Source organism: Pseudomonas sp. P110(2024) (assembly GCF_057480795.1).
This window is the reverse complement of the sequence record NZ_JBLIYT010000006.1, coordinates 37,700-61,724: the sequence shown is the minus strand read 5'-3', so window position 1 is coordinate 61,724 and position 24,025 is coordinate 37,700. Positions and strand designations below refer to the sequence as shown.

Sequence of the window (24,025 nt, the reverse complement as noted above, 5' to 3'; positions counted from 1 at the left end):
AATACCCGCAATCAATTCCCTGCTTTTATGCTGGTCCAGATCCGCGTCCTGATCCGGTCGATCTTCGCCGGCATCGCCTCCAGGGCATACAGCTTGCCCATCACATCCGCGCTCGGGTAGATCATCGTGTTGCCCTTCATCGCCGGGTCCACCAGCCCGTCGGCCTGCTGGTTGCCATTGGCGTATTGCACGAAGTTGCTGATGTTCGCCATCACTTCCGGCTGCAACAGATAGTTCATGTAGGCGTACCCGGCTTTCTCGTTGGGCGCATCGGCCGGCATGGCGACCATGTCGAACCACATAGGCGCGCCTTCCTTCGGAATCGAGTAGCCCACCTTCACCCCGTTCTTCGCCTCCTCGGCGCGGTTCTTTGCCTGCAGCACGTCACCCGAGAAGCCCACCACCAGGCACACATCGCCATTGGCCAGGTCGCCGGTGTACTTCGAGGAGTGGAAGTAGCTGATGTACGGGCGCACTGTCATCAGCAACGCCTTGGCCTTGTCGTAGTCCGCCGGGTTCTGGCTGTGGTGCGGCAGGCCGAGGTAGTGCAGGGCGATCGGCAGCAGCTCGGGGCCATTGTCCAGTACGGCCACGCCGCAGCGCTTGAGCTTGGAGAGGTACTCGGGCTTGAAGAACAGGTCCCACGAGTCGATGGGCGCGTTGTCGCCGAGCACCGCCTTGACCTTGTCGATGTTGTAGCCGATGCCGGTGCTGCCCCACAGGTAGGGGAAGCCGTACTGGTTGCCCGGGTCGTTCACCTCCAGCGCCTTGAGCAGCACCGGGTTGAGGTTCTTCCAGTTCGGCAGCTGCGACTTGTCGAGTTTTTTCAGGGCCTTGCCCTGGATCTGCCGGGCCATGAAGTGGTTGGACGGGAACACCACGTCGTAGCCGGAGTTGCCGGTCATCAGCTTGCCGTCGAGTGTCTCGTTGCTGTCGAACACATCGTAGGTGGGCACGATGCCGGTGGTTTGCTGGAAGCTCTTCAGGGTGTCCGGGGCGATGTAGCTCGACCAGTTGTAGATCTTCACCGAGTCGGCGGCGCCGGCAACGCTTGCGGCCAGCATCAGGGGAGCGATAAGGAGCGTGCGCATGTCGGGGTTACCTTGCTTTGTCTGTTGTTATCGAAGGCAGGCGATCAGCGGATCAGAAAATCAGTACGTAGGTCTTGCGCACGGTCTCCTGGATATCCCAGGTGCCGACGCTGTTGGCCGGTAGCATCAGGGCGTCTCCGGCTTCTATGACTAGCGGCTCGCCGCCATCTGGGGTGAAGGTGCAGCGGCCCTTGATGAAGTGGCAGAACTCCTGTTGCACGATCTGCCGCCGCCAGCGCCCCGGGGTGCACTCCCATATCCCGGTCTCGACGCCGTCATTGCGTTCGATGCAGGTGACCGAGGTGACCGCAACCGGCTCGCCGAGGGGCACGGCAACCGGGGTGGCGCTGTCCAGGATAACGCTGTCGGTGTGCTTGAACTGGGTGATGCTCATGACCGGTGGATCCTGTGTGGTGATGAAGGGAAGTCAGTGCATGAAACCTTCCATGAAGTCGGCCAACCCGCTGGCCAGGCGCCGCCGCCAGGGGGCACTGGCCGGGTTGGCGAGGGTCCGGTCCTCGTGGACGAAACTCTGGATGATCGCGTTGTAGCCCAGCCAGCGGCAGGGCTCAGGTGGCCAGCTGGCCAGGCTCGCCAGCGGGCGGTTGTCATGCACCCAGGGCTGGGCGGTGAGCGCGTTGTGCTGGCCGAGGATCAGGGCCGCCAGGGTGCGTCCGCCCAGGTTGGTGGCGCCGACGCCTTCGCCGCCGTAGCCGCCGGACAGGGCGATGCCGCGCTGGCGATCGCACAGCATGTGCGGGCGGAAGCGCCGGGCCATGCCCAGGTTGCCGCCCCAGGAATGGGTGATGCGCACATGCTTGAGCTGCGGGAACAGCTCGCCGAACAGGTAGCGGCGTAGCTCGATCTCGTTGTCGGTGAGGGTGAAGTTCTCGCGCAGGCGACCGCCGAAGCGGTAGCCGCCGCGGGCACCGAACACCAGGCGGTTGTCGGCGCTGCGCTGGCCGTAGGTGACCTGGCGGCTGTTTTCGCTGAAGGCCTGGCCCTGGCTCAGGCCGATCTGTTCCCAGGTCGACTCGGGCAACGGCTCGGTGGCCACCAGCAGGCTCTGCACCGGCAACTGGTGCCGCCCGAGCGGGGGCAAGCTGGCGGCGTAGCCTTCGACGGCCGGCACCATCCAATGGCTGCGGATGCGTGCCAGTGGGGTGCGCACTTCGCCGGTCTGCCAGTCGATGGCCGGGGTGTTTTCGTAGATCGGCACGCCCATGGCCTCGACCGTCCGTGCCAGGCCGCGCACCAATCTGGCCGGTTGGATCGTGGCCACATGCGGGCTGTAGAGGGCGCCGTAGGGGTTGCTGACCTTCAACTGGGCATCCAGCTGTTCGGGGCGCAGCCAGCGGTAGTCGTTCTCGTTCATGCCCTGGCGGTAGAGGTCATCGAGCCAGGCGCGCAGGCTGCGTTCCTGTTCCGGGTAACGGGCGGCGCAGTACAGCACCCCGCCCTTGCGGTAGTCGCAGGCGATGCCTTCGCGCAGGAGCACATCGTGGACTTCGTCGGGAATGCCGTGCAGCAGGTCGATGCTTTCACGCCGCTGCTGCGGCGAGAGCGTGGCCAGCAGGCGATCCTCGCCCAGCAGGTTGCCCATCAGCCAGCCGCCGTTGCGTCCGGAGGCGCCGAAGCCGGCGATATTGGCCTCGATCACGGCGATGTTCAACTGCGGCGCCTGGCGCTTGAGGTAGTAAGCGGTCCACAGGCCGGTGTAACCGGCGCCGATGATGCACACATCGACATCAAGGTCCTGGCGCAGGGCCGGGCGCGCGCACAGGGGCTCGTCGAGCTGGTCCATCCACAGGCTGATCGTGCGCAGGGGTTGCATCGGGTCGGGCTCCACATCCGGTCGAGGTCTGTGGGCGATCCTAGTGAAGCGCAAGGCGGGCTGTCTTACGTGCGTGCACGCAGGGAAATTTGCTTGAGGTAGGCCTTGGGCGACAGTCCCGTGTGCTCGCGAAAGCACTTGTAGAAGGCTGACAGCGAGTTGAAGCCGGCATTGAACGCCAGTTCGTCGATAGCTGTACGCGCGCTGCCAGCATCGAGGCTGGCTATCAGGTGTTGCAGGCGCGCTTGGTTGACGTAGCGGTAGAAGCTCTGACCGAGCACCTGGTTGAGCAGGTAGGAGATCTGGTTGCGGCTGTAGCCGCTTTCGTCGGCAACCTGCTGCAGGTCGAGCTCCGGGTCGAGGTAGGGACGTTGGGCCTGGAAGTAATGCTCCAGGTCCTGGGCCATGGTCGACAGCTGGCGCGGTGACAGGCCCAGGCGGCTGGTCGCCGGGCGCGGGCCGTGCGGCAGGCTGGCATTGCCGCCCTGGCGCACCAGGGTGGCGTATTCGTTGACCCGCCAGATCAGCCCGTCCCGGACCGTGATCGCTTCGCTGGACTGGAACGCCACCAATCCCTGGCCGCCCTGGACCGTGACCTGGTACTGGATGAACGCTGTGCAGCCGTCGACGCGGATGCGGTCGCTGTGGACGATGTCCTCGCCGGCTTCATGGGGCAGGCAGGCGCGCACGTAGTCGCGCAGTTCGTCGAAGCCGAGCACGCGGTTCTGGAAGAAGTCGTGGTACTGGATGTCTGGGTGGTACAGCGCCATCACCCCGTCCAGGTCGCGATGCTTCCAGCACAGGTGGTAGCGCATGACGGTGTCGGCGGTGAGCGGGGTCTGCCCAGGGCCGTCGGGGACGGTGGTGATAGACATGCCGCTGATGGTGCCTCGTCATGTCCCGGTCTGACAAGAACGCTTGCATTCAGGATTGCAGAAGGCCCTGTCTTTTTCAGCACGATCTGGCATTTTGCATGATGTTCAGCGATTTCCTACAAGCCAACTATCTGATTTATAAAGAAGTCATGTTTTGACACAAAGTGGCACAGCACCTGCACCGCCTTACCCGAGAACGGACCTCCCCTCAGATAAGGCGTCGAAATCATGATCACACCTGCCGATTACCCCACCAACGACCCCAATCGCTCCGGTGTTTCCTGGGCCGCGATCTTCGCTGGCGCAGCAGCAGCGGCCGCATTGTCCCTGATCCTGGTGATATTGGGATCAGGGTTGGGGCTGGCCGCCACCTCGCCTTGGGCCGACGAAGGCGCCAGCGCCAAGGTCCTTGGCATTTCAACCATCATCTGGCTATTGATCACCCAGATACTGGCCTCGGGTCTAGGTGGTTACATCGCCGGACGTCTTCGCGTGAAATGGGCCAACCTGCACGGCGACGAAGTGTATTTCCGCGACACTGCCCATGGCTTCCTGGCCTGGGCGGTTGCCACGCTCGTGGCCGCCCTGTTGGTGCTGGGTACTGCGGGCAACCTGCTGGGAGCCGGTGTTACTGCAGCGTCCGGGGTGGCTGGCGCCACTGCGGCTGCAGGCGTGGCTGGCAGCGATCGTCAAGGCCGGGACTCGATGGGCTACTTCGTCGATGGCTTGTTCCGCAGCCAAGGCCCGGTGGCGGTCAGTGACGACGCGGCAAATGGTGTGGCGGCGCGCATTCTGACACGCTCGCTAGTTCAGGGGGGCGCACTTTCGCCGGAGGACCGGACCTACCTGGCCCAGGTTGTCGCCCAGCGCACACGCCTGACACAACCCGAGGCTGAAGCCCGGGTCGATCAGGTCTATGCGCAGCTGCAGCAAGCCAAGCTCGAGGCCAAACAAGCTGCGGACGTTGCGACCAAGGCGGCGGCCTGGACGGCGTTGTGGACCTTCGTCGCCCTGCTTTGCGGCGCCTTCTTCGCCAGCCTGGCGGCACTGTTCGGCGGCCGGCAGCGTGACCGGGTGCAGTGGCTGCAAGGCAGTCCGGCCGACTACAACGTGCGCCACACCGCTGCACCGATCCGATAACTTGGAACAAGGAGATCTGTCATGCGCTCATTATTGCTGTGGATGCTCGGAGTACCTATTCCCGTGATCATCCTGATTGCATTGTTCATGCACTGAAAAATGAAAACGCCGCCCCGAAGGGCGGCGTTTTCATTGGGGCATCCCGCTACAGGAACTGCTCGGCATAATGGCAAGCCACCTGCCGTGTACTCACCTGCCGCAACGCCGGTACTTCCTTGGCGCAACGGTCGGTGGCATAAGGGCAACGCTTGTGGAACGCGCAACCATCCGGCGGATTCAGTGGGTTGGGCAGTTCACCGGCGATGCGGATCTTCGGCTTGAGCGGATCCGGGTGGATCGCCGGGGTCGCAGACAGCAGCGCCTGCGTGTACGGGTGCAACGGCTTCTCGTAGATATCTTCCTTCGGTCCCATTTCCGCCGGCCGCCCGAGGTACATCACCAGCACCTGGTCGGCCACATGACGTACCACCGCCAGGTTGTGGGAGATGAACACGTAGGCGGTGTTGAACTCCTTTTGCAGGTCCATGAACAGGTTCAGCACCTGGGCCTGGATCGACACGTCGAGGGCCGAGGTCGGCTCGTCGGCCACCAGCACCTTGGGCTGCAGCATCATTGCCCGGGCCAGGGCGATGCGCTGGCGCTGTCCGCCGGAGAACATGTGCGGATAACGCTGGTAGTGCTCGGGGCGCAGGCCCACCTGCTCCATCATCTTCTGCACTTTCTCGCGACGCTCGGTCTTGCTCAGCGAGGTGTTGATCAGCAATGGCTCGGCGAGCTGGTCGCCGATCTTCTGCCGTGGGTTGAGCGAGGCGTAGGGGCTCTGGAACACCATCTGCACGTCGCGACGCAGTTGCTTGCGCTGGTCCTTGCTGGCGCCCTTGACCTCGTGGCCGGCGATTTGCAGCGAGCCGGAGGAGGGTTCCTCGATCAGGGTCAGGGCCCGGGCCAGGGTCGATTTGCCACAGCCGGACTCACCGACCACGGCCAGGGTCTTGCCGGCCTCCAGTTCGAACGACACGCCGTTGAGCGCGCGGACCAGCGCATGCCCCTTGAACATGCCGCGGGAGACTTCGTAGTGGCGGGTCAGCTCACGAGCGGAAAGAACGACGGCCATCACGCCACCTCCTGGTTCAGCGGATAGAAGCAACGCACCAGGCTGTGGGCCTGGGGATCGAGGGCCGGGCGCTGCCGGCGGCAGTTTTCCTGGACATAGGGGCAGCGCGGCGACAGCAGGCAGCCTTGCGGGCGGTCATAGCGGCCGGGGACGATGCCGGGCAGGGTGGCCAGGCGCTCGGCGCCGATGCTGTGCTCGGGGATGGCCGCCAGCAGCGCTTCGCTGTACGGGTGGGCGGGGATGTCGAACAGCTCCGGCACCTGGCCGACTTCGACGGCCTGGCCCGCGTACATCACGCATACGCGCTTGGCGGTCTCGGCGACCACCGCCAGGTCGTGGGTGATGAGAATGAGCGCCATGTTGCGCTCCTTCTGCAGGTTGACCAACAGCTCCATGATCTGCGCCTGGATGGTCACATCCAGGGCAGTGGTCGGTTCGTCGGCGATCAGCAGCTTCGGCTCGCCGGCGATGGCCATGGCGATCGCCACCCGTTGACTCATGCCGCCGGACAGCTGGTGCGGGTAGGCGTCCAGGCGGCTTTCGGCGGCCGGGATCTCGACCTTCTTCAGCAGCTCAAGGGCACGCTGGCGCGCGGCCTTGCCTTTCAGGCCGAGGTGCTGGCGCAGCACTTCCTCGATCTGGTAGCCCACGGTGTAGCTGGGGTTGAGCGCGGTCATCGGGTCCTGGAAGACCATGGCGATGTCCTTGCCCACCACTTTGCGGCGCTGGCGGCCGCTGAGCTTGAGCATGTCGATGCCGTCGAAGTTGAGCACGTCGGCGGTGATGCGCCCAGGGGCGTCGATCAGGCCCATCAGGGCCATCATGGTGACGGACTTGCCGGAGCCGGACTCGCCAACGATGGCGAGGATCTCGCCGGCGTCCACGCTCAGTTCGAGGCCATCCACCACGGGCACGGCATTGGCGTCGCCGAAGCGCACGTTCAGGTTGTTGATCTGCAACAGTGACATGGCGTTCTCCTCAGGCGGCGTTCTTGAGTTTCGGGTCCAGCGCATCGCGCAGGCCGTCGCCCATCAGGTTGATTGCCAGCACACTGAGCAAGATGGTCAGGCCGGGCAGGCTCACCACCCACCAGGCGCGCTCGATGTAGTCGCGGGCCGAGGCCAGCATGGTGCCCCACTCGGGGGTCGGCGGCTGGACGCCGAGGCCGAGGAAGCCCAGGGCGGCGGCATCCAGAATGGCCGAGGAGAAGCTCAGCGTTGCCTGGACGATCAGCGGCGCCATGCAGTTGGGCAGCACGGTGACGAACATCAGGCGTGGCAGGCCGGCGCCGGCCAGGCGCGCGGCGGTGACATAGTCGCGGTTCAGCTCGCCCATCACCGCGGCGCGGGTCAGGCGCACGTAGGAGGGCAGCGAGACGATGGCGATGGCGATCACCGTGTTGATCAAGCCTGGGCCGAGGATGGCGACGATGGCCACGGCCAGCAGCAGCGATGGCAGGGCCAGCATCACGTCCATCAGGCGCATGATCGAGGGGCCGAGGATCTGCGGGAAGAAGCCGGCCAGCAGGCCCAGCAGGATGCCCGGGATCAGCGACATCACCACCGATGACAGGCCGATCAGCAGCGACAGGCGGGCGCCCTGGATCAGGCGCGAGAGCAGGTCGCGGCCCAGTTCGTCGGTGCCGAGGATGAACTGCCAGGTGCCGCCTTCGAGCCACACCGGTGGGGTGAGCAGGAAGTCGCGGTACTGCTCGCTGGGGTTGTGCGGCGCGACCCAGGGGGCAAACAGGGCGCAGAACACCACCAGGGTCATGAAGGCCAGGCCGGCCACCGCGCCCTTGTTGCGCGAGAAGGCCTGCCAGAACTCTTTGTATGGCGAGGGGTAGAGCAAGCTTTGGTCGACCACGCTGGGCGGGGTGACGGATTTTGGAATCGGGCTGGTCATGGCGGAGTCCTCAGCGCTGATGACGGATGCGTGGGTTGGCCAGGCCGTAGAGGATGTCCACGACGAAGTTGACCAGGATCACCAGGCAGGCGATCAACAGGATGCCGTTCTGGACCACGGGGTAGTCACGGGCACCGATGGCCTCGATCAGCCATTTGCCGATGCCCGGCCAGGAGAAGATGGTTTCGGTGAGCACGGCGCCCGCGAGCAGCGTGCCGACCTGCAGGCCGAACACGGTCAGCACCGGGATCAGCGCGTTGCGCAGGCCGTGGATGAACACCACGCGCGACGGCGAAAGGCCCTTGGCGCGGGCGGTACGGATGTAGTCCTCGCGCAGCACCTCGAGCATCGACGAACGGGTCATGCGGGCGATCACCGCCAGCGGGATGGTGCCCAGCACTATGGCCGGCAGGATCAGGTGCATCACTGCATCCTTGAACGCGCCTTCCTCGTCGCTGAGCAGCGTGTCGATGAGCATGAAGCCGGTTTTCGGTTCGATGTCGTAGAGCAGGTCGATGCGTCCGGAGACCGGCGTCCAGCCCAGGCTTACCGAGAAGAACATGATCAGGATCAGGCCCCACCAGAAGATCGGCATCGAGTAGCCGGCCAGGGAGATACCCATCACCCCGTGGTCGAACAGCGAGCCGCGCTTGAGCGCGGCGATCACCCCGGCCAGCAGGCCTATGACCCCGGCGAACAGCAGGGCGGCCATGGCCAGCTCCAGGGTTGCCGGGAATAAGGTGAGGAACTCGTTCCATACGCTTTCACGGGTGCGCAGGGATTCGCCGAGGTCGCCCTGGGCGAGCTTGCCGACATAGTCCAGGTACTGGGCCGGCAGCGGTTTGTTCAGGCCCAGGCGCTCCATGGCCTGGGCGTGCATTTCAGGGTCGACCCGGCGTTCGCCCATCATCACTTCGACCGGGTCGCCGGGGATCAGGCGTATGAGCGCGAAGGTCAGCAGGGTGATACCGAAGAAGGTCGGGATCAGCAGACCCAGGCGTCGGGCAATAAAACTCAACATTGTCAGGGGTACCTCATCAGCCGGTAACGGCGCGCCGCCGGGGCCTCTTGCACAAGGTCCGGCGGCTGTTGTTGTTCTACTTCACCCGGGTGGTGGCGAAGTTGTTGTTGGTCAGTGGGTTGATCACATAGCCTTCGACGTTCGCGCGCATGGCGGTGAACATTTTCGGGTGGGCCATGCTGATCCACGGCTGGTCTTCATCGTACACCGCCAAAGCCTCGTTATAGAGCTTGGCGCGCTCGTCGTTGTCGATCACTTCGCGGGCGCGGGTGATCAGGTCCTGGAATTTCTGGTTGCACCAGCGCGCGTAGTTCTCGCCACTCTTGGCCGCATCGCAGCTGAGCATCGGCGTGAGGAAGTTGTCCGGGTCGCCGTTGTCGCCGGCCCAGCCCGCCGACACCAGGTCGGCCTCGCCCTTCTTGGCGCGACGCAGCATTTCGGCCCATTCCATCACGCGGATGTCGAGCTTGATGCCGATCTTGGCCAGGTCGGATTGAAGCATTTCGGCCGACAGACGCGGGTTGGGGTTGGTCGGGCCGCCGCCGTTGCGGGTGAACAGGGTGATCACCGTGCCTTCCGGCACGCCGGCTTCCTTGAGCAGGGCACGGGCCTTGTCGAGGTCGTGGGGCGGGTTCTTGTTGTCGGTGTTGTAGCCGATCATGGTCGGCGGGTACGGGTTGACCCCCGGTAGCGCGTTGCCCTTGCCGAACAGCTGGTCGACGTGGGTCTGGCGGTCGAAGGCCATGTTGATCGCCTTGCGCACGCGCACGTCGCTCAGGTACTTGTGCTGGGTGTTCATCGAGATGTAGCCGGTGACCAGCGCCTCGATCTCGGCAACCTTGAGTTTTGGATCGGTCTTGATCCCCGGCACGTCGTCAGGCTTGGGGTACAGGGCGATCTGGCACTCGTTGGCACGCAACTTTTGCAGGCGCACGTTACTGTCGGTGGCGATGGCGAAGATCAGCCCGTCGGCTGGCGGCTTGCCGCGGAAGTAGTCCGGGTTGGCCTTGTAGCGAACCTGGGCGTCCTTGCTGTAGCGCTGGAACACGAACGGGCCGGTGCCGATCGGCTTGCTGTTGAGATCGCCGGTCTTGCCGGCCTTGAGCAACTGGTCGCCGTACTCGGCGGAGTAGATCGAGGTGAAGGCCATGGCCAGGTCGCGCAGGAAGGGTGCTTCCGGGCGGGTCAGGGTAATCACCACGGTGTGGTCGTCGGTCTTTTCGACCGACTTGAGCAGGTCCTTGAAGGCCATGCTCTCGAAATAGGGGTAGCCGACGCTGGTCTTGTCGTGCCATGGGTGGTCTTTCTTCAACTGGCGGTTCAGGCTCCACAGCACGTCATCGGCGTTGAAGTCGCGGGTGGGGGTGAAGTAGTCGGTGGTGTGGAACTTGACGCCTTCGCGCAGGTGGAAGGTATAGACCAGCCCGTCGGGGCTGACGTCCCAGCTGGTGGCCAGGGCCGGCTGGATCTCGGTGGTGCCGGGCTTGAAGTCGACCAGGCGGTTGAAGATGGCCTCGGCCGTGGCGTCGGCGGTCACGGCGGTGGTGTACTGGACGATGTCGAAGCCTTCCGGGCTGGCTTCGGTGCACACCACCAGCGGCTTGGCCGCCAGATTCGATGCGGCGCCCAGGATGACGGCTGCCAAGGCAGCACGTAGCGGTAGCATTTTCATGGAACCTCCCTGCAGTGCTAGTTCCAGCGTAGCCGCCACGGCCCGTGGGGAGTCGGGCCGTGGCGCCAACGGTCAGAGGATGTTGAACGGAATGGTGGTCACGACGCGGAGCTCGTCGAGGCTGCCGTCGGCCTGGGCCTTGCTGGCACGGTGGGCGGTATAGGTGGCGCGGATGGTGGTGTCCTTCAGCATGCCGCTTTGCACCGCGTAGCTGGTGCCGATGCCCCACTCGTAGTGGTTTTCGCCGTCCTGGCCACGGACGTCATAGGCGGTGCCCTTGTAGTGGGTGCCGTCGATGCCCCAGCCGCGGGCGTTGTAGACGTTGAACTTCAGGCCCGGCACGCCATACGGCGCCATGTTCAGCACATAGCTGATCTGCAGGGACTTTTCGTTCGGACCGTTGAAGTCCGACAGCAGGGAGTTGGCCAGGTAGATGCCGTTGGTTTCGTGCAGGTAGTCGAAGTATTCGTTGCCGTTGACCTGCTGCCAGGAGGCGCTGAGGGTATGGGCCTGGTGGGTCAGGCCGAACGACAGGCTGTAGGTGTCGTTGTCGATCTCGCCCATCTTCTTGCTGCCTTCGTCCACGGTCTTGTAGTAGTTCAGACCGGTGGTCAGGCTCAGCACCGCGCTGTCGCCCAGCACGTGGTTGGCGCCGAAGTAGTACTGGTTCCAGAAGTCCTCGACCTTGGTGGCGTAGAGGCTGGTGGTCAGGCTCTTGAGCGGCTGGTAGTTGAGGCCGACGGTGCTGGCGCGGTCGGTTTCCCTGCCGTTGCCGTATTCGCTGCGGAACTTGCTCAGGCTCTGCTCGGTACGCGGCGAGACGCGGTCGAAGGTACCCACGTCGAACGACAGGTTCTCGAACTCGGCGCTATGCAGGAACGCACCCTGGAAGCTCGACGGCAATGCGCGGTTGCCGATATAGGCGATCATCGGCGTGTCGACCGACTGGCGGCCCACGGTCAGCGTGGTGTTGGAGATGCGGGCCTTGACATTGCCCAGGCCCATCTTGCTCCACTGGCCGATCGGGTCGCCGTCGCTGTGGGTCAGCGTACGGTTGTTCGGGCCGGCCACGGCGGCGCGGCCCTGCTCGAGGGCGATGGCGTTGTAGGCCGCGGCCTCGACGGCGAAGCCCACGGTGCCTTCGGTGAAGCCCGAGCTGTAGTTGAGGATGGTGCCCTGCACCCAGTTGTCACGGCTGTGGGTGTCGTGGCGGGTGCCGTCACCCTTGGTGTACTTCCACAGCGGCGCACGGGTGGCGCGTTCGCGGGCATACCAGTTGCGGGTGCTGCCGGACAGGCTCTGGCCATCGATGAAGCCTTTGGCTTCGGCCTGCTCACTGCTGGACTTGAGCGCGAACGGCACGAAGTCCTGGCTCACGGGTTCGGCCTGGGCGAGGGCGCAGAAGGCGCCGACGGACAAGGCCAGTGCGGTGGTTGTGGTACGAATCAACATGAAAGCTCCCTGATATTTTTTTAGTTATCACCCGACCTTGTGAGCCGGGCTTGTCACGGTGACGCGGTACTGCAGTGTCTGCCTTGGGGTTGCCAGGCAAATCCGGGCTGCACGCGGGCGTGGGAGTGGGTTGCACTCCCACGCCCGCGTGAAGGGTCAATCGATGCTGACGCCGGAGAAAACGTTGCGTCCGAAGGGGCTGACCTTGAAGTCTTTCACGCTGATGCTCAGCGGCTGGTTGACCGTGGAGTGCGCGACCGGAGTGATCGGCACTTGTTGCTTGAGGCGTTGCTGGGCTTGTTCGTAGAGGCTGGTGCGCTGGTCGCGGTCGGTGACCTGCTTGGCTTTCTTGACCAGGGCGTCGTACTGCGGGTCGCACCACAGCGAGTAGTTGTTGCTGCCGATGGCGTCGCAACTGAACAGCGTGCCCAGCCAGTTGTCCGGGTCGCCGTTGTCGCCGGTCCAGCCGATCAGGGCGATGTCGTGTTCGCCGTTCTTCATGCGCTTGAGGTATTCACCCCACTCGTAGCTGACGATGCGCACCTTGAAGCCGAGCTTGCTCCAGTCGGCCTGGAGCATTTCGGCCATCAGCTTGGCATTGGGGTTGTAGGGGCGCTGCACCGGCATGGCCCACAGGGTGATCTCGGTACCTTCCTTGACCCCGGCCTGCTTGAGCAACTGCTTGGCTTTGTCCGGATTGAAGGGCGCGTCCTTGATCGATTTGTCGTAGGACCACTGGGTCGGCGGCATGGCGTTCGACGCGGCCTGGCCGGCGTCCTGGTAGACCGCCTCGATGATGGCTTTCTTGTTCACCGCCATGTCCATGGCTTGGCGCACCTCCAGCCGGTCGAACGGCGGGTGCTGGGTGTTGTAGGCGATGTAGCCGAGGTTGAAGCCGGGCTGGGTCATCACCTGCAACTGGCCGTCCTGCTTGAGCGCTGGCAGGTCGGCCGGACGTGGGTGCAGGGTGATCTGGCACTCGTTGCGGCGCAGCTTCTGGATGCGCACCGAAGGGTCGACGTTGATCGAGAACACCAGGTTGTCGAGCTTCACCCGGTCCGGTGCCCAATAGTCCTTGTTGCCCTTGAAGCGGATCTGCGAATCCTTCTGGTAGCGCTGGAACACGAACGGGCCGGTGCCGATCGGCTTCTGGTTGATGTCGCTGGCCTTGCCGCCGGCCAGCAGGTGCTCGGCGTACTCGGCGGAGAGGATCGAGGCGAAGGCCATGGCGATGTTCTGCAGGAAGGCGGCATCGACCTTGTTGAGGGTGAAGACCACGGTCAGCGGGTCGGTCTTCTCGACCTTGGCGATGTTCTTGTCCAGGCCCATGCTGATGAAGTACGGGAACTCGGTGGGGTAGGCCTGGCGGAAGGGGTGGCTCTTGTCGAGCATGCGGTTGAAGGTGAACAGCACGTCGTCGGCGTTGAAGTCGCGGGAGGGCTTGAAGTCCTTGTTGGCATGGAACTTCACCCCGGGGCGCAGGTGAAAGGTGTACTTCAGGCCGTCGTCGGACACTTGCCAGTCAGTCGCCAGGCCCGGCTGCACGGCGGTGCCGCCACGCTCGAACTCGACCAGGCGGTTGTAGATCGGTTCGGCGGCGTCGTTGTCGGTGGCGGCGGTGTACTGGGCGGTGTCGAAGCCCGCCGGGCTGCCCTCTGAGCAGAACACCAGGTTGTTGGCGAAGCTCAGCGGGGCCTGGCTCAGCAGGCCGAGGGCAAGCAGGGTGGAACACAGTGTGGTCAGGCGCATGGCAGATCCTTTGTCCGTCTTTTTCGGGCCGCGACAGGCAAAACGCGGCTGCAACATCCCGGTCCTGACGATAGGTGCGCCAGAATGTGGGAGCCAGGGCTTCGCTACTGATTTGGGAGTGGGAGCGTTCCGGCGAGCGTGAGGGAATTGCCCTACGTATCGCCCGGTCGTGTCATCGTCCCGCCGGAAAAACCGGCAGGACGATCACGGCCGTTACTTGTCTACGCTGACCCCGTAGAAGGAATTCAGGCCGAAGGGGCTGATCTTGAAGTCCTTCACTTTCGCGCTCATGGGCTGATACACGGTGGAGTGGGCGATGGGGGTCATCGGCACCTGCTCCTTGAGGATGTGTTGCGCCTGCTTGTAGAGCTCGGTGCGCTTGGCCTGATCGGAGGTCGCCTTGGCTTGCTTGATCAGGTCGTCGTAGGGCTTGTAGCACCACTTGGAGAAGTTGTTGCCGTCCATGGCGTCGCAGCCGAACAGGGTGCCCAGCCAGTTGTCCGGGTCACCATTGTCGCCGCTCCAGCCGATCAGCATGGCGCCCTGCTCGCCAGCCTTGGAGCGTTTGATGTACTCACCCCACTCGTAGCTGACGATCTTGGCGTTGATACCGATCTTCTTCCAGTCGGACTGGAGCATTTCGGCCATCAGCTTGGCGTTGGGGTTGTAGGGGCGTTGCACCGGCATGGCCCACAGGGTGATCTCGGTACCTTCCTTGATGCCGGCTTCCTTGAGCAGTTGCTTGGCCTTCTCTGGGTCGTATGCGGCGTCCTTGATGGTGTCGTCATAGGACCACTGGGTCGGCGGCATGGCGTTGACCGCCAGCTGGCCGGCACCCTGATACACCGACTCGATGATCTGCTGCTTGTTGACCGCCATGTCCAGCGCCTGGCGGACCTTGAGTTGGGACAGGGGGTTCGCTTCGTTGCTGCCCTTGACCTTGTCCATCACGTTGTAGGCGATGTAGCCGAGGTTGAAGCCAGCCTGGTGGGGCATCTGCAGGTTCTTGTCCGCCTTCAGCGGCTCGATGTCGGCCGGCCGTGGGAACAGCGTCACCTGGCACTCGTTCTTCTTCAGTTTTTGCATGCGCACCGAGGCGTCAGTGCTGATGGCGAAGATCAGGTTGTCGATCTTCACTTCCTCGGGATTCCAGTAGTCCTTGTTGCCCTTGAAGCGGATCTGCGCGTCCTTCTGGTATTTGCTGAACACGAACGGGCCGGTGCCGATGGGCTTCTGGTTGATGTCGGCGGGTTTGCCCTGCTTGAGCAACTGGTCAGCGTACTCGGCTGACTGGATCGAGGCGAAGTGCATGGCGATGTTCTGGATGAACGCGGCGTCGACCTGGGCGAGGGTGAACTTCACCGTGTGATCGTCGATCTTCTCCACCTTGGCAATGTTCTTGTCCATGCCCATGTCGGTGAAGTAAGGGAACTCGGTGGGGTAGGCCTTGCGGAACGGCTGGTTCTTGTCGAGCATGCGTTCGAAGGTGAACAGCACGTCATCGGCGTTGAATTCGCGGGTGGGCTTGAAATATTCGGTGGTATGGAACTTCACGCCTTCGCGCAGGTGGAAGGTGTAGGTCTTGCCATCGTCGGAAACCTCCCACTTGGTGGCCAGGCCCGGAATCACCGCGGTGCCGCCTCGCTCGAATTGAGTCAGGCGGTTGAAGATGGTTTCGGCGGAGGCGTCAAAGTCAGTTCCGGTGGTGTACTGCCCGGGGTCGAAACCGGCTGGGCTGCCTTCGGAGCAGAACACCAGGTTGGATGCGGCGAGGGCAGAAGGAGCGCCGGCTAGCAAGCCTGCGCCTAACAGGAACGGAATGACTGCGTGTTTGAGCATGGTGGCCTCATTGTTGTCATTTTTCGAATTGAGGCGGCCTCGTGAGCCGACCTGCGGATACTTATGCAGGGGGTGTTCCCAATGCAACACTCAGCAGGATGGTTGGCGCCAAAATTGTGGTACGGACGTACATGGATGTCGCATCCATATAACTTTGGCGAATGTTGATCGTTTGCGTGGGTGAAAAGGGCGAAAATTTCAGGATGTTTCGCACTTTATGCGGCAAGCAGATGCACCCGTTTGGTGCGTAGGAAAGGTCTGAAACCGTTGTCCGAGACGTTCTGCACGCCTCGAACATCCGGTTGGGTGGGTCAAGGGACCTGAACTTCGATCAGGCCATCGGCGCTCATGCTGACTTCGCTGGTGCCGGCTTCGATATCCGGTGCCGGCGCAGCCTCGTCGGCGGCGCCCTTGGCCATCATCGCCATCGGCGCGCTGCGCAGGTACGGACGCGGGTAGCCGCTGCTGTTGAGGTTCAGGCTGACCACCTTGTAGCCTTTGCCGCCCAAGGCCTCGGTGGCTAACTGAGCGCGTGCCTTGAAGGCGGCGACGGCATCCTTGAGCAGCTCGTCCTCGTTGCTCTTACGCGTGGCCGGGGCGATGGAGAAGTCCATGCCGCCCATTTTCAGGTCCTGCAGCAGCTCGCCAGTGAGCTTGGACAGGGCCGGGAAGTCGGCTCCCTCCAGGCGCAGCTCGGCGCGCTCGCGCCAGCCGGTGATCTTCTGGCCCTTGGTGTCGTAGATCGGGTAGCTGTTGCGGCTGCCCTGGCTGATCTTCACATCCTTGACCTGGCGGGCCTGCTGCACGGCCTTGTTCATGGTCTCGGTGATCTCCTTGGCGAGCTTGCCCGGGTCGCTGTTCTGGGCTTCGCTGTACAGCGTCACGACCATCAGGTCGCGCGCCACTTCCTTGCTGACTTCGGCGCGCAGCGACACCTGGTTGTAGCGCGGCTCGTCGGCCGCCAGGGCCGGCAGGTTGGCGAGCATGCCGCAGGACAGGGCAACAGCGGCGGCGCCGCGACGGGAAATGTGCATGTGGAGCTCCTTGGCAAGATAAGGCGTGGATGAGGACATCCGTTCCACGCATGGCCGATCAGACCGGCAACAGTGTAGTGGGTTCAAAAATGCCATCATGAGTCTGTGACAAAGTGTGGCGCTTTGCCGCATCGCTGCAGCGAGGCGCCCGGCTTCGGTATACTCCAGCCGATTTTCCTGGAGCACTCATTGGGAGAGCTCATGCTCGCCGTCGCACAACCGTTGTCCGCTACACGCCAGAACCTCTGGCGCCTGACCTTTATTCGCATTCTCGTGCTGGCGGCCCAGGCCGGCTCCGTGGGCGTTGCCTACTGGACCGAGCTGCTGCCGTTGCCGTGGTTCTCGCTGGCGGTGACGCTGGCCCTGTCATCGCTGCTCTGTGCGTTCACCGCCCTGCGCCTGCGCCTGTCGCTGCCGGTCACCGAGCTCGAATACGCGCTGCAGCTGGCCTGCGACCTGCTGATCCACAGTGCGCTGCTTTATTACTCGGGCGGTTCGACCAACCCCTTCGTCTCCTATTATCTGGTGCCGCTGGCGATCGCCGCGGTCACGCTGCCGTGGCTCTACTCGTTGGTGCTTTCGGGCATCGCCCTGGTGGCCTACAGCCTGCTGCTGGTGCAGTACTACCCGCTGGAAACGCTGCCGCTGGCCCGCGACACCATGCAGGTCTATGGCATGTGGCTGAGCATCGCCCTGGCCGCCGGGGTGATCACCTTCTTCGCCGCGCGCATGGCCGAGGAGCTGCGCCGCCAGGAGAACCTGCGCGCCGAACGCCGTGAAGAAAGCCTGCGCGACGAGCAACTGCTGGCCGTGGCCACCCAGGCCGCCGGCGCCGCCCATGAGCTGGGCACGCCGCTGGCGACCATGAGCGTGCTGCTCAACGAGATGCGCCAGGATCATGCCGATCCTCTGCTGCAGGAGGACCTGCAGATCCTCCAGGACCAGGTCAAGCTGTGCAAGGAGACCCTGCAGCAACTGGTGCGCGCCGCCGAGGCCAACCGGCGCCTGGCGATCATCGAGCAGGATGTCACCGCCTGGCTCGACGAGGCACTCAACCGCTGGCACCTGATGCGCCCGGAGGCCAGCTATCGCTTCCAGCGCCTGCGCGATGGCGTGGTGCCGCGGCTGACACCGCCGCCGGACCTGACCCAGGCGCTGCTGAACCTGTTGAACAACGCCGCCGATGCCTGCCCGGATGACCTGGAAGTGCGCCTGGACTGGAACGCCCAGGACATCGTCATCAGCATCCGCGACCATGGCCCGGGCGTACCGCCGGCCATCGCCGAAGCCATCGGCAAACCCTTCATTACCACCAAGGGCAAAGGCTTTGGCCTGGGCCTGTTCTTGAGCAAGGCCAGCGTGACGCGTGCGGGCGGTTCGGTGAAACTCTATAGTCATGAGCAGGGTGGCACCCTGACCGAATTGCGCCTGCCCCATGGCAAGCGAGGAGATGCATGATGAGCGAAGAAAACCAGGTTGAAGGCGAAGAGCTGCCGCACCTGCTGCTGGTGGACGACGACGCCACCTTTACCCGAGTGATGGCGCGAGCCATGGCCCGTCGCGGGTTCCGCGTGAGCACCGCGGGTTCTGCTGAAGAGGGCTTGAAGCTGGCTGAGCAGGACCTGCCGGACTACGCCACGCTGGACCTGAAGATGGAAGGCGACTCGGGCCTGGTGCTGCTGCCCAAGCTGCTGGAGCTGGACCCGGAGATGCGCGTGGTGATCCTGACCGGCTACTCGAGCATCGCCACGGCGGTCGAGGCGGTCAAGCGCGGGGCCTGCAACTACCTGTGCAAGCCGGCGGACGCCGACGATGTACTGGCGGCGCTGCTCTCGGAGCACACCGACCTGGACACCCTGGTGCCGGAAAACCCGATGTCGGTGGATCGCCTGCAGTGGGAGCATATCCAGCGGGTGCTGAGCGAACACGAAGGCAACATCTCCGCCACGGCGCGGGCGCTGGGGATGCACCGGCGCACGCTGCAGCGCAAGTTGCAGAAGCGCCCGGTACGGCGCTGAAGTCCACTGGGGACGCTGCGCGCCCCATCGCCGGCAAGCCGGCTCCCACAAGGATCACCGGTGCCCTGTGGAAGTCGGCTTGCCGGCGAAAGGGCCACGTAGTGGCCCCCAGCGTTTTGTCAGGCTTTCCCTCCCGAGCGGTCAACCCGCACCGCCAGCTGCCCAGCCCCCGATGGCGCCTCGAACGCCACCTGTCCCCCTGCCGGCACTTTCGCCCGGCCAATCACCTTGCCGGCACGCAGCAACTCCAGCGGCATGCCCTCCATCGACTGGCCCGAAGCCAGTTCCAGTTTGACCTTGATATTCATCGGTGACCTCCTTGTCACGCGTTGCGATCGATATAGAGCGTGGTCTTGCCGTCCAGGCTGGCAATCAGTTCCGGTGAACCGCCGCGGAACTGGCGGAACAGGTTGCGCCCGCGTTGCTTGCCGTCCGCCGGCACTTGCACGCTCGGGTGGAACTGGTCGGTCAACTCGACATAGGCACTCCACGGGCCGATGTACGACTCATTGAGCTGGTCGGTGACGCTGAAGGCGTAGCGCACCGCGTTGACCCGTTGCCAGTTCAGGCCATCGGGCTCGCGGCGCTCCCAGCCGGTGATCGCTGGCGAGGTGCCCGGGGCATCGATGAAGCCGGTGGGCTTGTTCGGCTTGTAGTCCTTGAGCAGCAGGTAGGTGCTCCAGCCCCACCAGTCGCCGATGCGGGTGCGATCGTTGAGGTCGTTGACATCCTTGCGCCGCAGTACGGTCTTGCCGTCTTGGAAGTACAGCGGTGCGAAGTTGCCGGGCACCAGGTCCTGCTCGGCGGCCCGCAGGTCGGGCGCCAGGCGCAGCGCCGCGAAGTCCTTCGCCGCCGGCGCGCGGCCTTCGGCGAAGGCCTGGAACACCTCGTCGGCCGACCGTTGCACGACGCGGCCCACCTGGCGACGGTTGGCCACATCGACGCTGTCGAAGTAGCGCTTGTCGCCGTAGGCGCGCCATTGCTCGCCTTCGGCATTGCGCACGGCCAGGCCGTACTTGCTGTCCTCGTCGTGCATGAAGCGCGAGATCAGCGAGCCGACGTCACTCGGCGTGACGGTATTGGCCAGGGCCTTGCGCGGCACCCGCAGGTGGCCGGCGGAGAACAGGTCGGTGAGGAAGTGGTCGGCGAAGGCGTTCATCGCATAGGCCAGTTGCAGGTCGCGCTCCTCGCCGCTGGCGCGGGCTTTGAGCGCCTGCTGCAGGGCGGCGGCGTGGCCTGCCTGGTAGGCCGCCAGCGCCCAGGGGCCGAAGTGGTCCCAGTTGCTGGCGGCCAGTTTCAGGTAGCGGCCCAGGGGGAACAGGTCGGAGGCGAAGCTGCCGCCCCCGGTGATGCGGTTCCAGCGCGCCGACAGGCTGTCACCCAGCGCGTCATAGGCCTCGTGGGGCTGACGGCCGTCCTTGATAGCCTGGTTGGCGGCACCGATTTCTTCCTGCATGACCGCAAGGATCTGTTCGGCTTCCGCCTTGGCCGCTGGCAGGCGCGCCAGGGAGTCGAAGGCCTGGGTGAAGCGCTCGACCCGTTCGGCGTGGTTGACGCCATCGGCGATCGGGCGCTCGGGCAAACCGTAGAAGTCGCCGCCCAAGGCAATCACCTGGCCATAGGTCAGGCTCAGGCCGTTGGGCAACGGCAGCGGCGACTGATGGGCGGGGATACCCGGTTGACCCGCTTCAAAGCGCAGCAGGGTGTTGTCGCCGATGGCGGTGTGTTCGCCGCCTTCGAAGAACAGCTCCGGCCCGCGCCGTGCGGATGGGCCGCGTGCCGGTGGCGGCGCAAGGCGGTGATACTTGACGGTATGGTGGCCATGCATGACCAACATCAGATGGCTGTCGGGGCCGGGCAGGGCGACGCCCTGTTCCTCGAACAACTGCTCGAGGTCGGCGACCACCAGCGTTACCTGGGCCTTCGCGGCGACAGGCAGAGTGTGCATTCCTGACATGATTTGCTCCTTGCAATGTCTGGATCGTCCATTTTTATACTGTATATATATACAGTGATTCTTACTATATTCAGGAAAATTCCTACGTCAAGATCTCTTTGTGCGGGCATCTGGCTACTGTGGCGGGCGCAACTCCCCTGCACTCACGTATGATTGCGCCCCTGACGGTAATTCCCGGGAACACGTTGCATGCTTGCCCTTCTTATCCAGACACTGAACATCACGGCCCCTGTGTTCGCCATGCTGTTCATGGGCGTGCTGCTCAAGCGCATCCGCTTGATCGACGACAACTTCAACCGGGTCGCCTCGAAGCTGGTGTTCAACGTGTGCATGCCGGCGCTGCTGTTCCTCGGCATCTACCATGCCGACCTGGCGTCTGCGGTGAAACCTGGGGTGATCCTCTACTTCGTTGTTGCGACGCTGGCGTGTTTCGGCCTGGCCTGGGGCTTGGCGATCTGGCGCTGTCCGCGGGCGGACCGGGGCGTCTACACGCAGGGCGCATTTCGCGGCAACAACGGCGTGATCGGCCTGGCACTGGCGGCCAGCCTGTATGGCGACTACGGTATATCCCTCGGCGCGCTGCTGGCCGGGCTGGTGATCCTGCTGTACAACTCGCTGTCGACCGTGGTCCTGGCGGTGTACAGCCCGGACCTGAAGTCCGACCCGTGGAGCATCTGCAAGAGCATCCTCAGCAACCCGTTGATCATCAGCGTGCTGCTGGCCACGCCCATGGCCTACGGTCAGGTGCCGCTGCCCAACTGGCTGCTGACCTCGGGGGACTACCTGGCACAGATGACCTTGCCGCTGGCGTTGATCTGCATCGGCGGCACCCTGTCACTGACGGCGCTGCGCGACAGTGGCCGGTTGGCCATCGATGTCAGCCTGGTGAAGATGGTCTGGCTGCCGGTGCTGGGAACGCTTGGCGCCTGGTTGTGCGGTTTTCGCGGTGCCGAGCTTGGCATCCTGTTCCTCTACATCGGCAGCCCCACCGCGGCGGCCAGTTATGTGATGGCGCGGGAAGCCAACGGCAACCATGAGCTGGCGGCGTCGATCATCGTGATCACCACGCTGATGGCCGCCGTCACCACGAACATCGGGATTTTCTTCTTGCAATGGGGTGGATGGATCTAGTCCATTGCAAGCAAAACCAATAACACTGCCTCACCTAAAGGACACTTCATGCAAGACCAGAGCACGCCCGAGCGCTTGCAGCGCGGGCTGAAGAATCGCCATATCCAGCTGATCGCGCTGGGCGGGGCCATCGGCACCGGGCTGTTCCTGGGCATCGCCCAGACCATCCAGCTGGCCGGCCCGTCGGTGTTGCTGGGCTACGCGATCGCCGGCCTGATGGCCTTCCTGATCATGCGCCAGCTGGGCGAGATGGTGGTCGAGGAGCCGGTCGCCGGCAGCTTCAGCCACTTTGCCCACCAGTACTGGAGCGAGTTCGCCGGTTTCGTCTCGGGCTGGAACTACTGGGTGGTCTACGTGTTGGTCGGCATGGCCGAACTCACCGCGGTGGGCATCTACGTGCAGTACTGGTGGCCGGACTTCCCCACCTGGGCTACGGCGGCGATCTTCTTCGTGGTGATCAACGCCATCAACCTGACTCAGGTGAAGGTATACGGCGAAATGGAGTTCTGGTTCGCCCTGGTCAAGGTGGTGGCGATCGTCAGCATGATCGGTTTCGGTGCCTGGCTGCTGACCAGTGGCCACGGCGGACCGGATGCCAGCGTCGCCAACCTGTGGCAGTACGGTGGCTTCTTCCCCAATGGCGTCACCGGGCTGATCATGGCGCTGGCGGTGATCATGTTCTCGTTCGGTGGCCTAGAGCTGGTGGGTATCACCGCCGCCGAGGCGGCCAACCCGCGTGAGAGCATTCCGAAGGCCACCAACCAGGTGGTCTATCGCATCCTGATCTTCTACATCGGCGCGCTGGCCGTGCTGCTGTCGCTGTATCCGTGGCAGAAGGTGGTGCAGGGCGGCAGTCCGTTCGTGATGATCTTCCACGAGCTGGACAGCGACCTGGTGGCGACGATCCTCAACGTCGTGGTGCTGACCGCCGCGCTGTCGGTCTACAACAGCTGCGTGTACGCCAACAGTCGCATGCTGTTCGGCCTGGCCACGCAGGGTGACGCGCCGCGCCAACTGCTCAAGGTCAGCCGTCGTGGCGTGCCGCTCACCGCGCTGGGCGTGTCGGCCTTCGCCACCGGCCTGTGCGTGGTGATCAACTACCTGATGCCGGGTGAGGCCTTCGGCCTGCTCATGGCTTTGGCGGTGTCGGCGTTGGTGATCAACTGGGCGAGCATCAGTATCACCCACTTGAAATTCCGCAAGGCCAAGCTGGCGGCAGGTATCCAGCCGTTCTACCGTAGCCTGGGGCATCCGCTGACCAACTACCTGTGCCTGGCGTTCATCGTGCTGATCCTGGTGGTGATGTACCTGACGCCGCCGATTCGTATTTCGGTGATGTTGATTCCGGCGTGGATTGCTGTGTTGTGGGTAGCGTTCCGGATCAAGAAGGCGCGGCAGGCCTGATTTTATCTAGTTCGGTTTCGGGAGGCTTATGGTGTCCTGAAGCCGAGCAGGCTTGGATGACGTAATATCGTCATTCAAGTCTGTTTTCAATCTTTCGGTTGCCATCACAGGCAGTCAAAATATTGCCAACTGTCTAATCTCCGAATTCGCATCATTTGATCTTGATCTTGCTTCTAAATGCGCGATAGTTCAGGCGACGCCAATTGCGACTTCAGGAGGCCGAACGCAGGCCTCCTGAAGTCGCGAAGGTACGGGCGGCGCCTGGACTGGCGCAGCTGTCGCTAGTGGACGGGGTGGTTAATCTTCTGATCGCCAAGCTGTATGGATCACCCACATGGGTTACACAGTAGTTCACCCACATAGGTAACAGTCACGAGGCCAGGGCGCCTGCCCTTAATCGCTAGAACTCGCCTGATAGCTATCAATTACTTCCTGCGCCGCCCGAAACGCATCAATCGCCGCCGGCACCCCGGCATACACCGCGCAATGCAGCAGCGCCTCGCGGATCTCCTCAACGGTGCAACCGTTGTTAAGCGCCCCGCGTACGTGCCCCTTGAGCTCCTGCGGGCACTTGAGCGCGGTCAGGGCCGCCAGGGTGATCAGGCTGCGGGTCTTCAGCGGCAACCCGTCACGGGCCCAGACACTCCCCCAGGCATGCTCGTTGACGAAGTCCTGCAGCGGTTGAGTGAACGCAGTCGCGTTGCCCAGGGCGCGATCGACGAAGGCATCGCCCATCACCTGGCGGCGAATGCCTTCGCCGGTCTGTTTCGTGTCAGCCATGTTGTTTTC

21 protein-coding genes are annotated in these 24,025 nt (G+C 63.8%); 5 read left to right on the top strand and 16 right to left on the bottom strand.

Annotated features, from left to right (window positions below):
- Positions 1 to 11: 11 nt before the first annotated feature.
- The 4 genes from AC25ND_RS10895 to AC25ND_RS10880 form a co-directional block, all read right to left on the bottom strand.
- Positions 12 to 1,091 (bottom strand): polyamine ABC transporter substrate-binding protein, encoded by a 1,080-nt coding sequence (locus AC25ND_RS10895; protein ID WP_062364535.1) that lies wholly within the window; start codon positions 1,089 to 1,091, stop codon positions 12 to 14.
- A gap of 52 nt (positions 1,092 to 1,143) precedes the next feature.
- On the bottom strand, positions 1,144 to 1,485 hold the full coding sequence (locus tag AC25ND_RS10890; RefSeq protein ID WP_028689616.1) for a cupin domain-containing protein: 342 nt from the start codon (positions 1,483 to 1,485) through the stop codon (positions 1,144 to 1,146).
- A 33-nt stretch (positions 1,486 to 1,518) separates the two neighbouring features.
- The gene (locus tag AC25ND_RS10885) at positions 1,519 to 2,925 is read right to left on the bottom strand and encodes an NAD(P)/FAD-dependent oxidoreductase (RefSeq protein ID WP_236247769.1); all 1,407 of its coding nucleotides are present in this window, start codon (positions 2,923 to 2,925) and stop codon (positions 1,519 to 1,521) included.
- A 65-nt stretch (positions 2,926 to 2,990) separates the two neighbouring features.
- Complete coding sequence (locus AC25ND_RS10880) at positions 2,991 to 3,800, bottom strand: AraC family transcriptional regulator (RefSeq protein ID WP_028689618.1); 810 nt, start codon at positions 3,798 to 3,800, stop codon at positions 2,991 to 2,993.
- A gap of 228 nt (positions 3,801 to 4,028) precedes the next feature.
- Between AC25ND_RS10880 and AC25ND_RS10875 the strand changes: the two genes are divergently transcribed.
- On the top strand, positions 4,029 to 4,940 hold the full coding sequence (locus AC25ND_RS10875) for a hypothetical protein (RefSeq protein ID WP_486976301.1): 912 nt from the start codon (positions 4,029 to 4,031) through the stop codon (positions 4,938 to 4,940).
- 145 nt (positions 4,941 to 5,085) lie between these two features.
- On the opposite strand, the gene AC25ND_RS10870 is transcribed toward AC25ND_RS10875, so the two are convergent.
- From AC25ND_RS10870 to AC25ND_RS10830, 9 genes are all read right to left on the bottom strand, one after another.
- A complete protein-coding gene (locus tag AC25ND_RS10870; RefSeq protein ID WP_028689620.1) occupies positions 5,086 to 6,054 on the bottom strand; it encodes a peptide ABC transporter ATP-binding protein in 969 nt (322 codons plus the stop codon).
- Complete coding sequence (locus AC25ND_RS10865; RefSeq protein ID WP_028689621.1) at positions 6,054 to 7,022, bottom strand: ABC transporter ATP-binding protein; 969 nt, start codon at positions 7,020 to 7,022, stop codon at positions 6,054 to 6,056. Before AC25ND_RS10865 ends, AC25ND_RS10870 begins: the two co-directional genes overlap by 1 nt.
- A gap of 10 nt (positions 7,023 to 7,032) precedes the next feature.
- Complete coding sequence (locus AC25ND_RS10860; protein ID WP_028689622.1) at positions 7,033 to 7,959, bottom strand: ABC transporter permease subunit; 927 nt, start codon at positions 7,957 to 7,959, stop codon at positions 7,033 to 7,035.
- A gap of 10 nt (positions 7,960 to 7,969) precedes the next feature.
- Positions 7,970 to 8,980, bottom strand: coding sequence for an ABC transporter permease subunit (locus AC25ND_RS10855; protein WP_028689623.1), 1,011 nt, complete (start codon positions 8,978 to 8,980; stop codon positions 7,970 to 7,972).
- 76 nt (positions 8,981 to 9,056) lie between these two features.
- A complete protein-coding gene (locus AC25ND_RS10850; protein ID WP_028689624.1) occupies positions 9,057 to 10,652 on the bottom strand; it encodes an ABC transporter substrate-binding protein in 1,596 nt (531 codons plus the stop codon).
- A 72-nt stretch (positions 10,653 to 10,724) separates the two neighbouring features.
- A complete protein-coding gene (locus tag AC25ND_RS10845; RefSeq protein ID WP_036985906.1) occupies positions 10,725 to 12,104 on the bottom strand; it encodes an OprD family porin in 1,380 nt (459 codons plus the stop codon).
- Positions 12,105 to 12,260: 156 nt separating this feature from the next.
- Complete coding sequence (locus AC25ND_RS10840; RefSeq protein ID WP_062364526.1) at positions 12,261 to 13,853, bottom strand: ABC transporter substrate-binding protein; 1,593 nt, start codon at positions 13,851 to 13,853, stop codon at positions 12,261 to 12,263.
- Positions 13,854 to 14,066: 213 nt separating this feature from the next.
- A complete protein-coding gene (locus AC25ND_RS10835; protein WP_236247772.1) occupies positions 14,067 to 15,692 on the bottom strand; it encodes an ABC transporter substrate-binding protein in 1,626 nt (541 codons plus the stop codon).
- 311 nt (positions 15,693 to 16,003) lie between these two features.
- A complete protein-coding gene (locus AC25ND_RS10830) occupies positions 16,004 to 16,726 on the bottom strand; it encodes an SIMPL domain-containing protein (RefSeq protein WP_028689627.1) in 723 nt (240 codons plus the stop codon).
- Between the two features lie 201 nt (positions 16,727 to 16,927).
- Between AC25ND_RS10830 and AC25ND_RS10825 the strand changes: the two genes are divergently transcribed.
- Complete coding sequence (locus AC25ND_RS10825) at positions 16,928 to 18,184, top strand: ATP-binding protein (RefSeq protein WP_028689628.1); 1,257 nt, start codon at positions 16,928 to 16,930, stop codon at positions 18,182 to 18,184.
- The gene (locus AC25ND_RS10820) at positions 18,184 to 18,744 is read left to right on the top strand and encodes a response regulator transcription factor (protein ID WP_028689629.1); all 561 of its coding nucleotides are present in this window, start codon (positions 18,184 to 18,186) and stop codon (positions 18,742 to 18,744) included. The genes AC25ND_RS10825 and AC25ND_RS10820 overlap by 1 nt, the downstream gene beginning before the upstream one ends.
- A 119-nt stretch (positions 18,745 to 18,863) precedes the next feature.
- Here AC25ND_RS10820 and AC25ND_RS10815 read toward each other — a convergent pair whose 3' ends face one another.
- Both AC25ND_RS10815 and AC25ND_RS10810 read right to left on the bottom strand, forming a co-directional pair.
- Positions 18,864 to 19,052, bottom strand: a complete 189-nt coding sequence (locus tag AC25ND_RS10815; protein ID WP_062364522.1) for a hypothetical protein — start codon at positions 19,050 to 19,052, stop codon at positions 18,864 to 18,866.
- A gap of 14 nt (positions 19,053 to 19,066) precedes the next feature.
- Complete coding sequence (locus AC25ND_RS10810; protein ID WP_486976300.1) at positions 19,067 to 20,701, bottom strand: phospholipase; 1,635 nt, start codon at positions 20,699 to 20,701, stop codon at positions 19,067 to 19,069.
- Between the two features lie 189 nt (positions 20,702 to 20,890).
- Here AC25ND_RS10810 and AC25ND_RS10805 point away from each other — a divergent pair, with 189 nt between their 5' ends.
- On the top strand, positions 20,891 to 21,832 hold the full coding sequence (locus AC25ND_RS10805; RefSeq protein ID WP_028689632.1) for an AEC family transporter: 942 nt from the start codon (positions 20,891 to 20,893) through the stop codon (positions 21,830 to 21,832).
- A gap of 48 nt (positions 21,833 to 21,880) precedes the next feature.
- Positions 21,881 to 23,236 (top strand): amino acid permease, encoded by a 1,356-nt coding sequence (locus AC25ND_RS10800; RefSeq protein WP_028689633.1) that lies wholly within the window; start codon positions 21,881 to 21,883, stop codon positions 23,234 to 23,236.
- Between the two features lie 393 nt (positions 23,237 to 23,629).
- On the opposite strand, the gene AC25ND_RS10795 is transcribed toward AC25ND_RS10800, so the two are convergent.
- Positions 23,630 to 24,016 carry a carboxymuconolactone decarboxylase family protein gene (locus AC25ND_RS10795; RefSeq protein WP_028689634.1) on the bottom strand — a complete coding sequence of 129 codons (387 nt, stop codon included), beginning with the start codon at positions 24,014 to 24,016 and terminating at the stop codon, positions 23,630 to 23,632.
- Positions 24,017 to 24,025 lie beyond the last annotated feature (9 nt).

What these genes read in the sequence shown, in the direction of transcription:
- AC25ND_RS10895 (WP_062364535.1), bottom strand. Translation starts at nt 1,091, where the DNA reads ATGCGCACGCTCCTTATCGCTCCCCTGATGCTGGCCGCAAGCGTTGCC.
- AC25ND_RS10890 (WP_028689616.1), bottom strand. Translation starts at nt 1,485, where the DNA reads ATGAGCATCACCCAGTTCAAGCACACCGACAGCGTTATCCTGGACAGC.
- AC25ND_RS10885 (WP_236247769.1), bottom strand. Translation starts at nt 2,925, where the DNA reads ATGCAACCCCTGCGCACGATCAGCCTGTGGATGGACCAGCTCGACGAG.
- AC25ND_RS10880 (WP_028689618.1), bottom strand. Translation starts at nt 3,800, where the DNA reads ATGTCTATCACCACCGTCCCCGACGGCCCTGGGCAGACCCCGCTCACC.
- AC25ND_RS10875 (WP_486976301.1), top strand. Translation starts at nt 4,029, where the DNA reads ATGATCACACCTGCCGATTACCCCACCAACGACCCCAATCGCTCCGGT.
- AC25ND_RS10870 (WP_028689620.1), bottom strand. Translation starts at nt 6,054, where the DNA reads ATGGCCGTCGTTCTTTCCGCTCGTGAGCTGACCCGCCACTACGAAGTC.
- AC25ND_RS10865 (WP_028689621.1), bottom strand. Translation starts at nt 7,022, where the DNA reads ATGTCACTGTTGCAGATCAACAACCTGAACGTGCGCTTCGGCGACGCC.
- AC25ND_RS10860 (WP_028689622.1), bottom strand. Translation starts at nt 7,959, where the DNA reads ATGACCAGCCCGATTCCAAAATCCGTCACCCCGCCCAGCGTGGTCGAC.
- AC25ND_RS10855 (WP_028689623.1), bottom strand. Translation starts at nt 8,980, where the DNA reads ATGTTGAGTTTTATTGCCCGACGCCTGGGTCTGCTGATCCCGACCTTC.
- AC25ND_RS10850 (WP_028689624.1), bottom strand. Translation starts at nt 10,652, where the DNA reads ATGAAAATGCTACCGCTACGTGCTGCCTTGGCAGCCGTCATCCTGGGC.
- AC25ND_RS10845 (WP_036985906.1), bottom strand. Translation starts at nt 12,104, where the DNA reads ATGTTGATTCGTACCACAACCACCGCACTGGCCTTGTCCGTCGGCGCC.
- AC25ND_RS10840 (WP_062364526.1), bottom strand. Translation starts at nt 13,853, where the DNA reads ATGCGCCTGACCACACTGTGTTCCACCCTGCTTGCCCTCGGCCTGCTG.
- AC25ND_RS10835 (WP_236247772.1), bottom strand. Translation starts at nt 15,692, where the DNA reads ATGCTCAAACACGCAGTCATTCCGTTCCTGTTAGGCGCAGGCTTGCTA.
- AC25ND_RS10830 (WP_028689627.1), bottom strand. Translation starts at nt 16,726, where the DNA reads ATGCACATTTCCCGTCGCGGCGCCGCCGCTGTTGCCCTGTCCTGCGGC.
- AC25ND_RS10825 (WP_028689628.1), top strand. Translation starts at nt 16,928, where the DNA reads ATGCTCGCCGTCGCACAACCGTTGTCCGCTACACGCCAGAACCTCTGG.
- AC25ND_RS10820 (WP_028689629.1), top strand. Translation starts at nt 18,184, where the DNA reads ATGAGCGAAGAAAACCAGGTTGAAGGCGAAGAGCTGCCGCACCTGCTG.
- AC25ND_RS10815 (WP_062364522.1), bottom strand. Translation starts at nt 19,052, where the DNA reads ATGAATATCAAGGTCAAACTGGAACTGGCTTCGGGCCAGTCGATGGAG.
- AC25ND_RS10810 (WP_486976300.1), bottom strand. Translation starts at nt 20,701, where the DNA reads ATGTCAGGAATGCACACTCTGCCTGTCGCCGCGAAGGCCCAGGTAACG.
- AC25ND_RS10805 (WP_028689632.1), top strand. Translation starts at nt 20,891, where the DNA reads ATGCTTGCCCTTCTTATCCAGACACTGAACATCACGGCCCCTGTGTTC.
- AC25ND_RS10800 (WP_028689633.1), top strand. Translation starts at nt 21,881, where the DNA reads ATGCAAGACCAGAGCACGCCCGAGCGCTTGCAGCGCGGGCTGAAGAAT.
- AC25ND_RS10795 (WP_028689634.1), bottom strand. Translation starts at nt 24,016, where the DNA reads ATGGCTGACACGAAACAGACCGGCGAAGGCATTCGCCGCCAGGTGATG.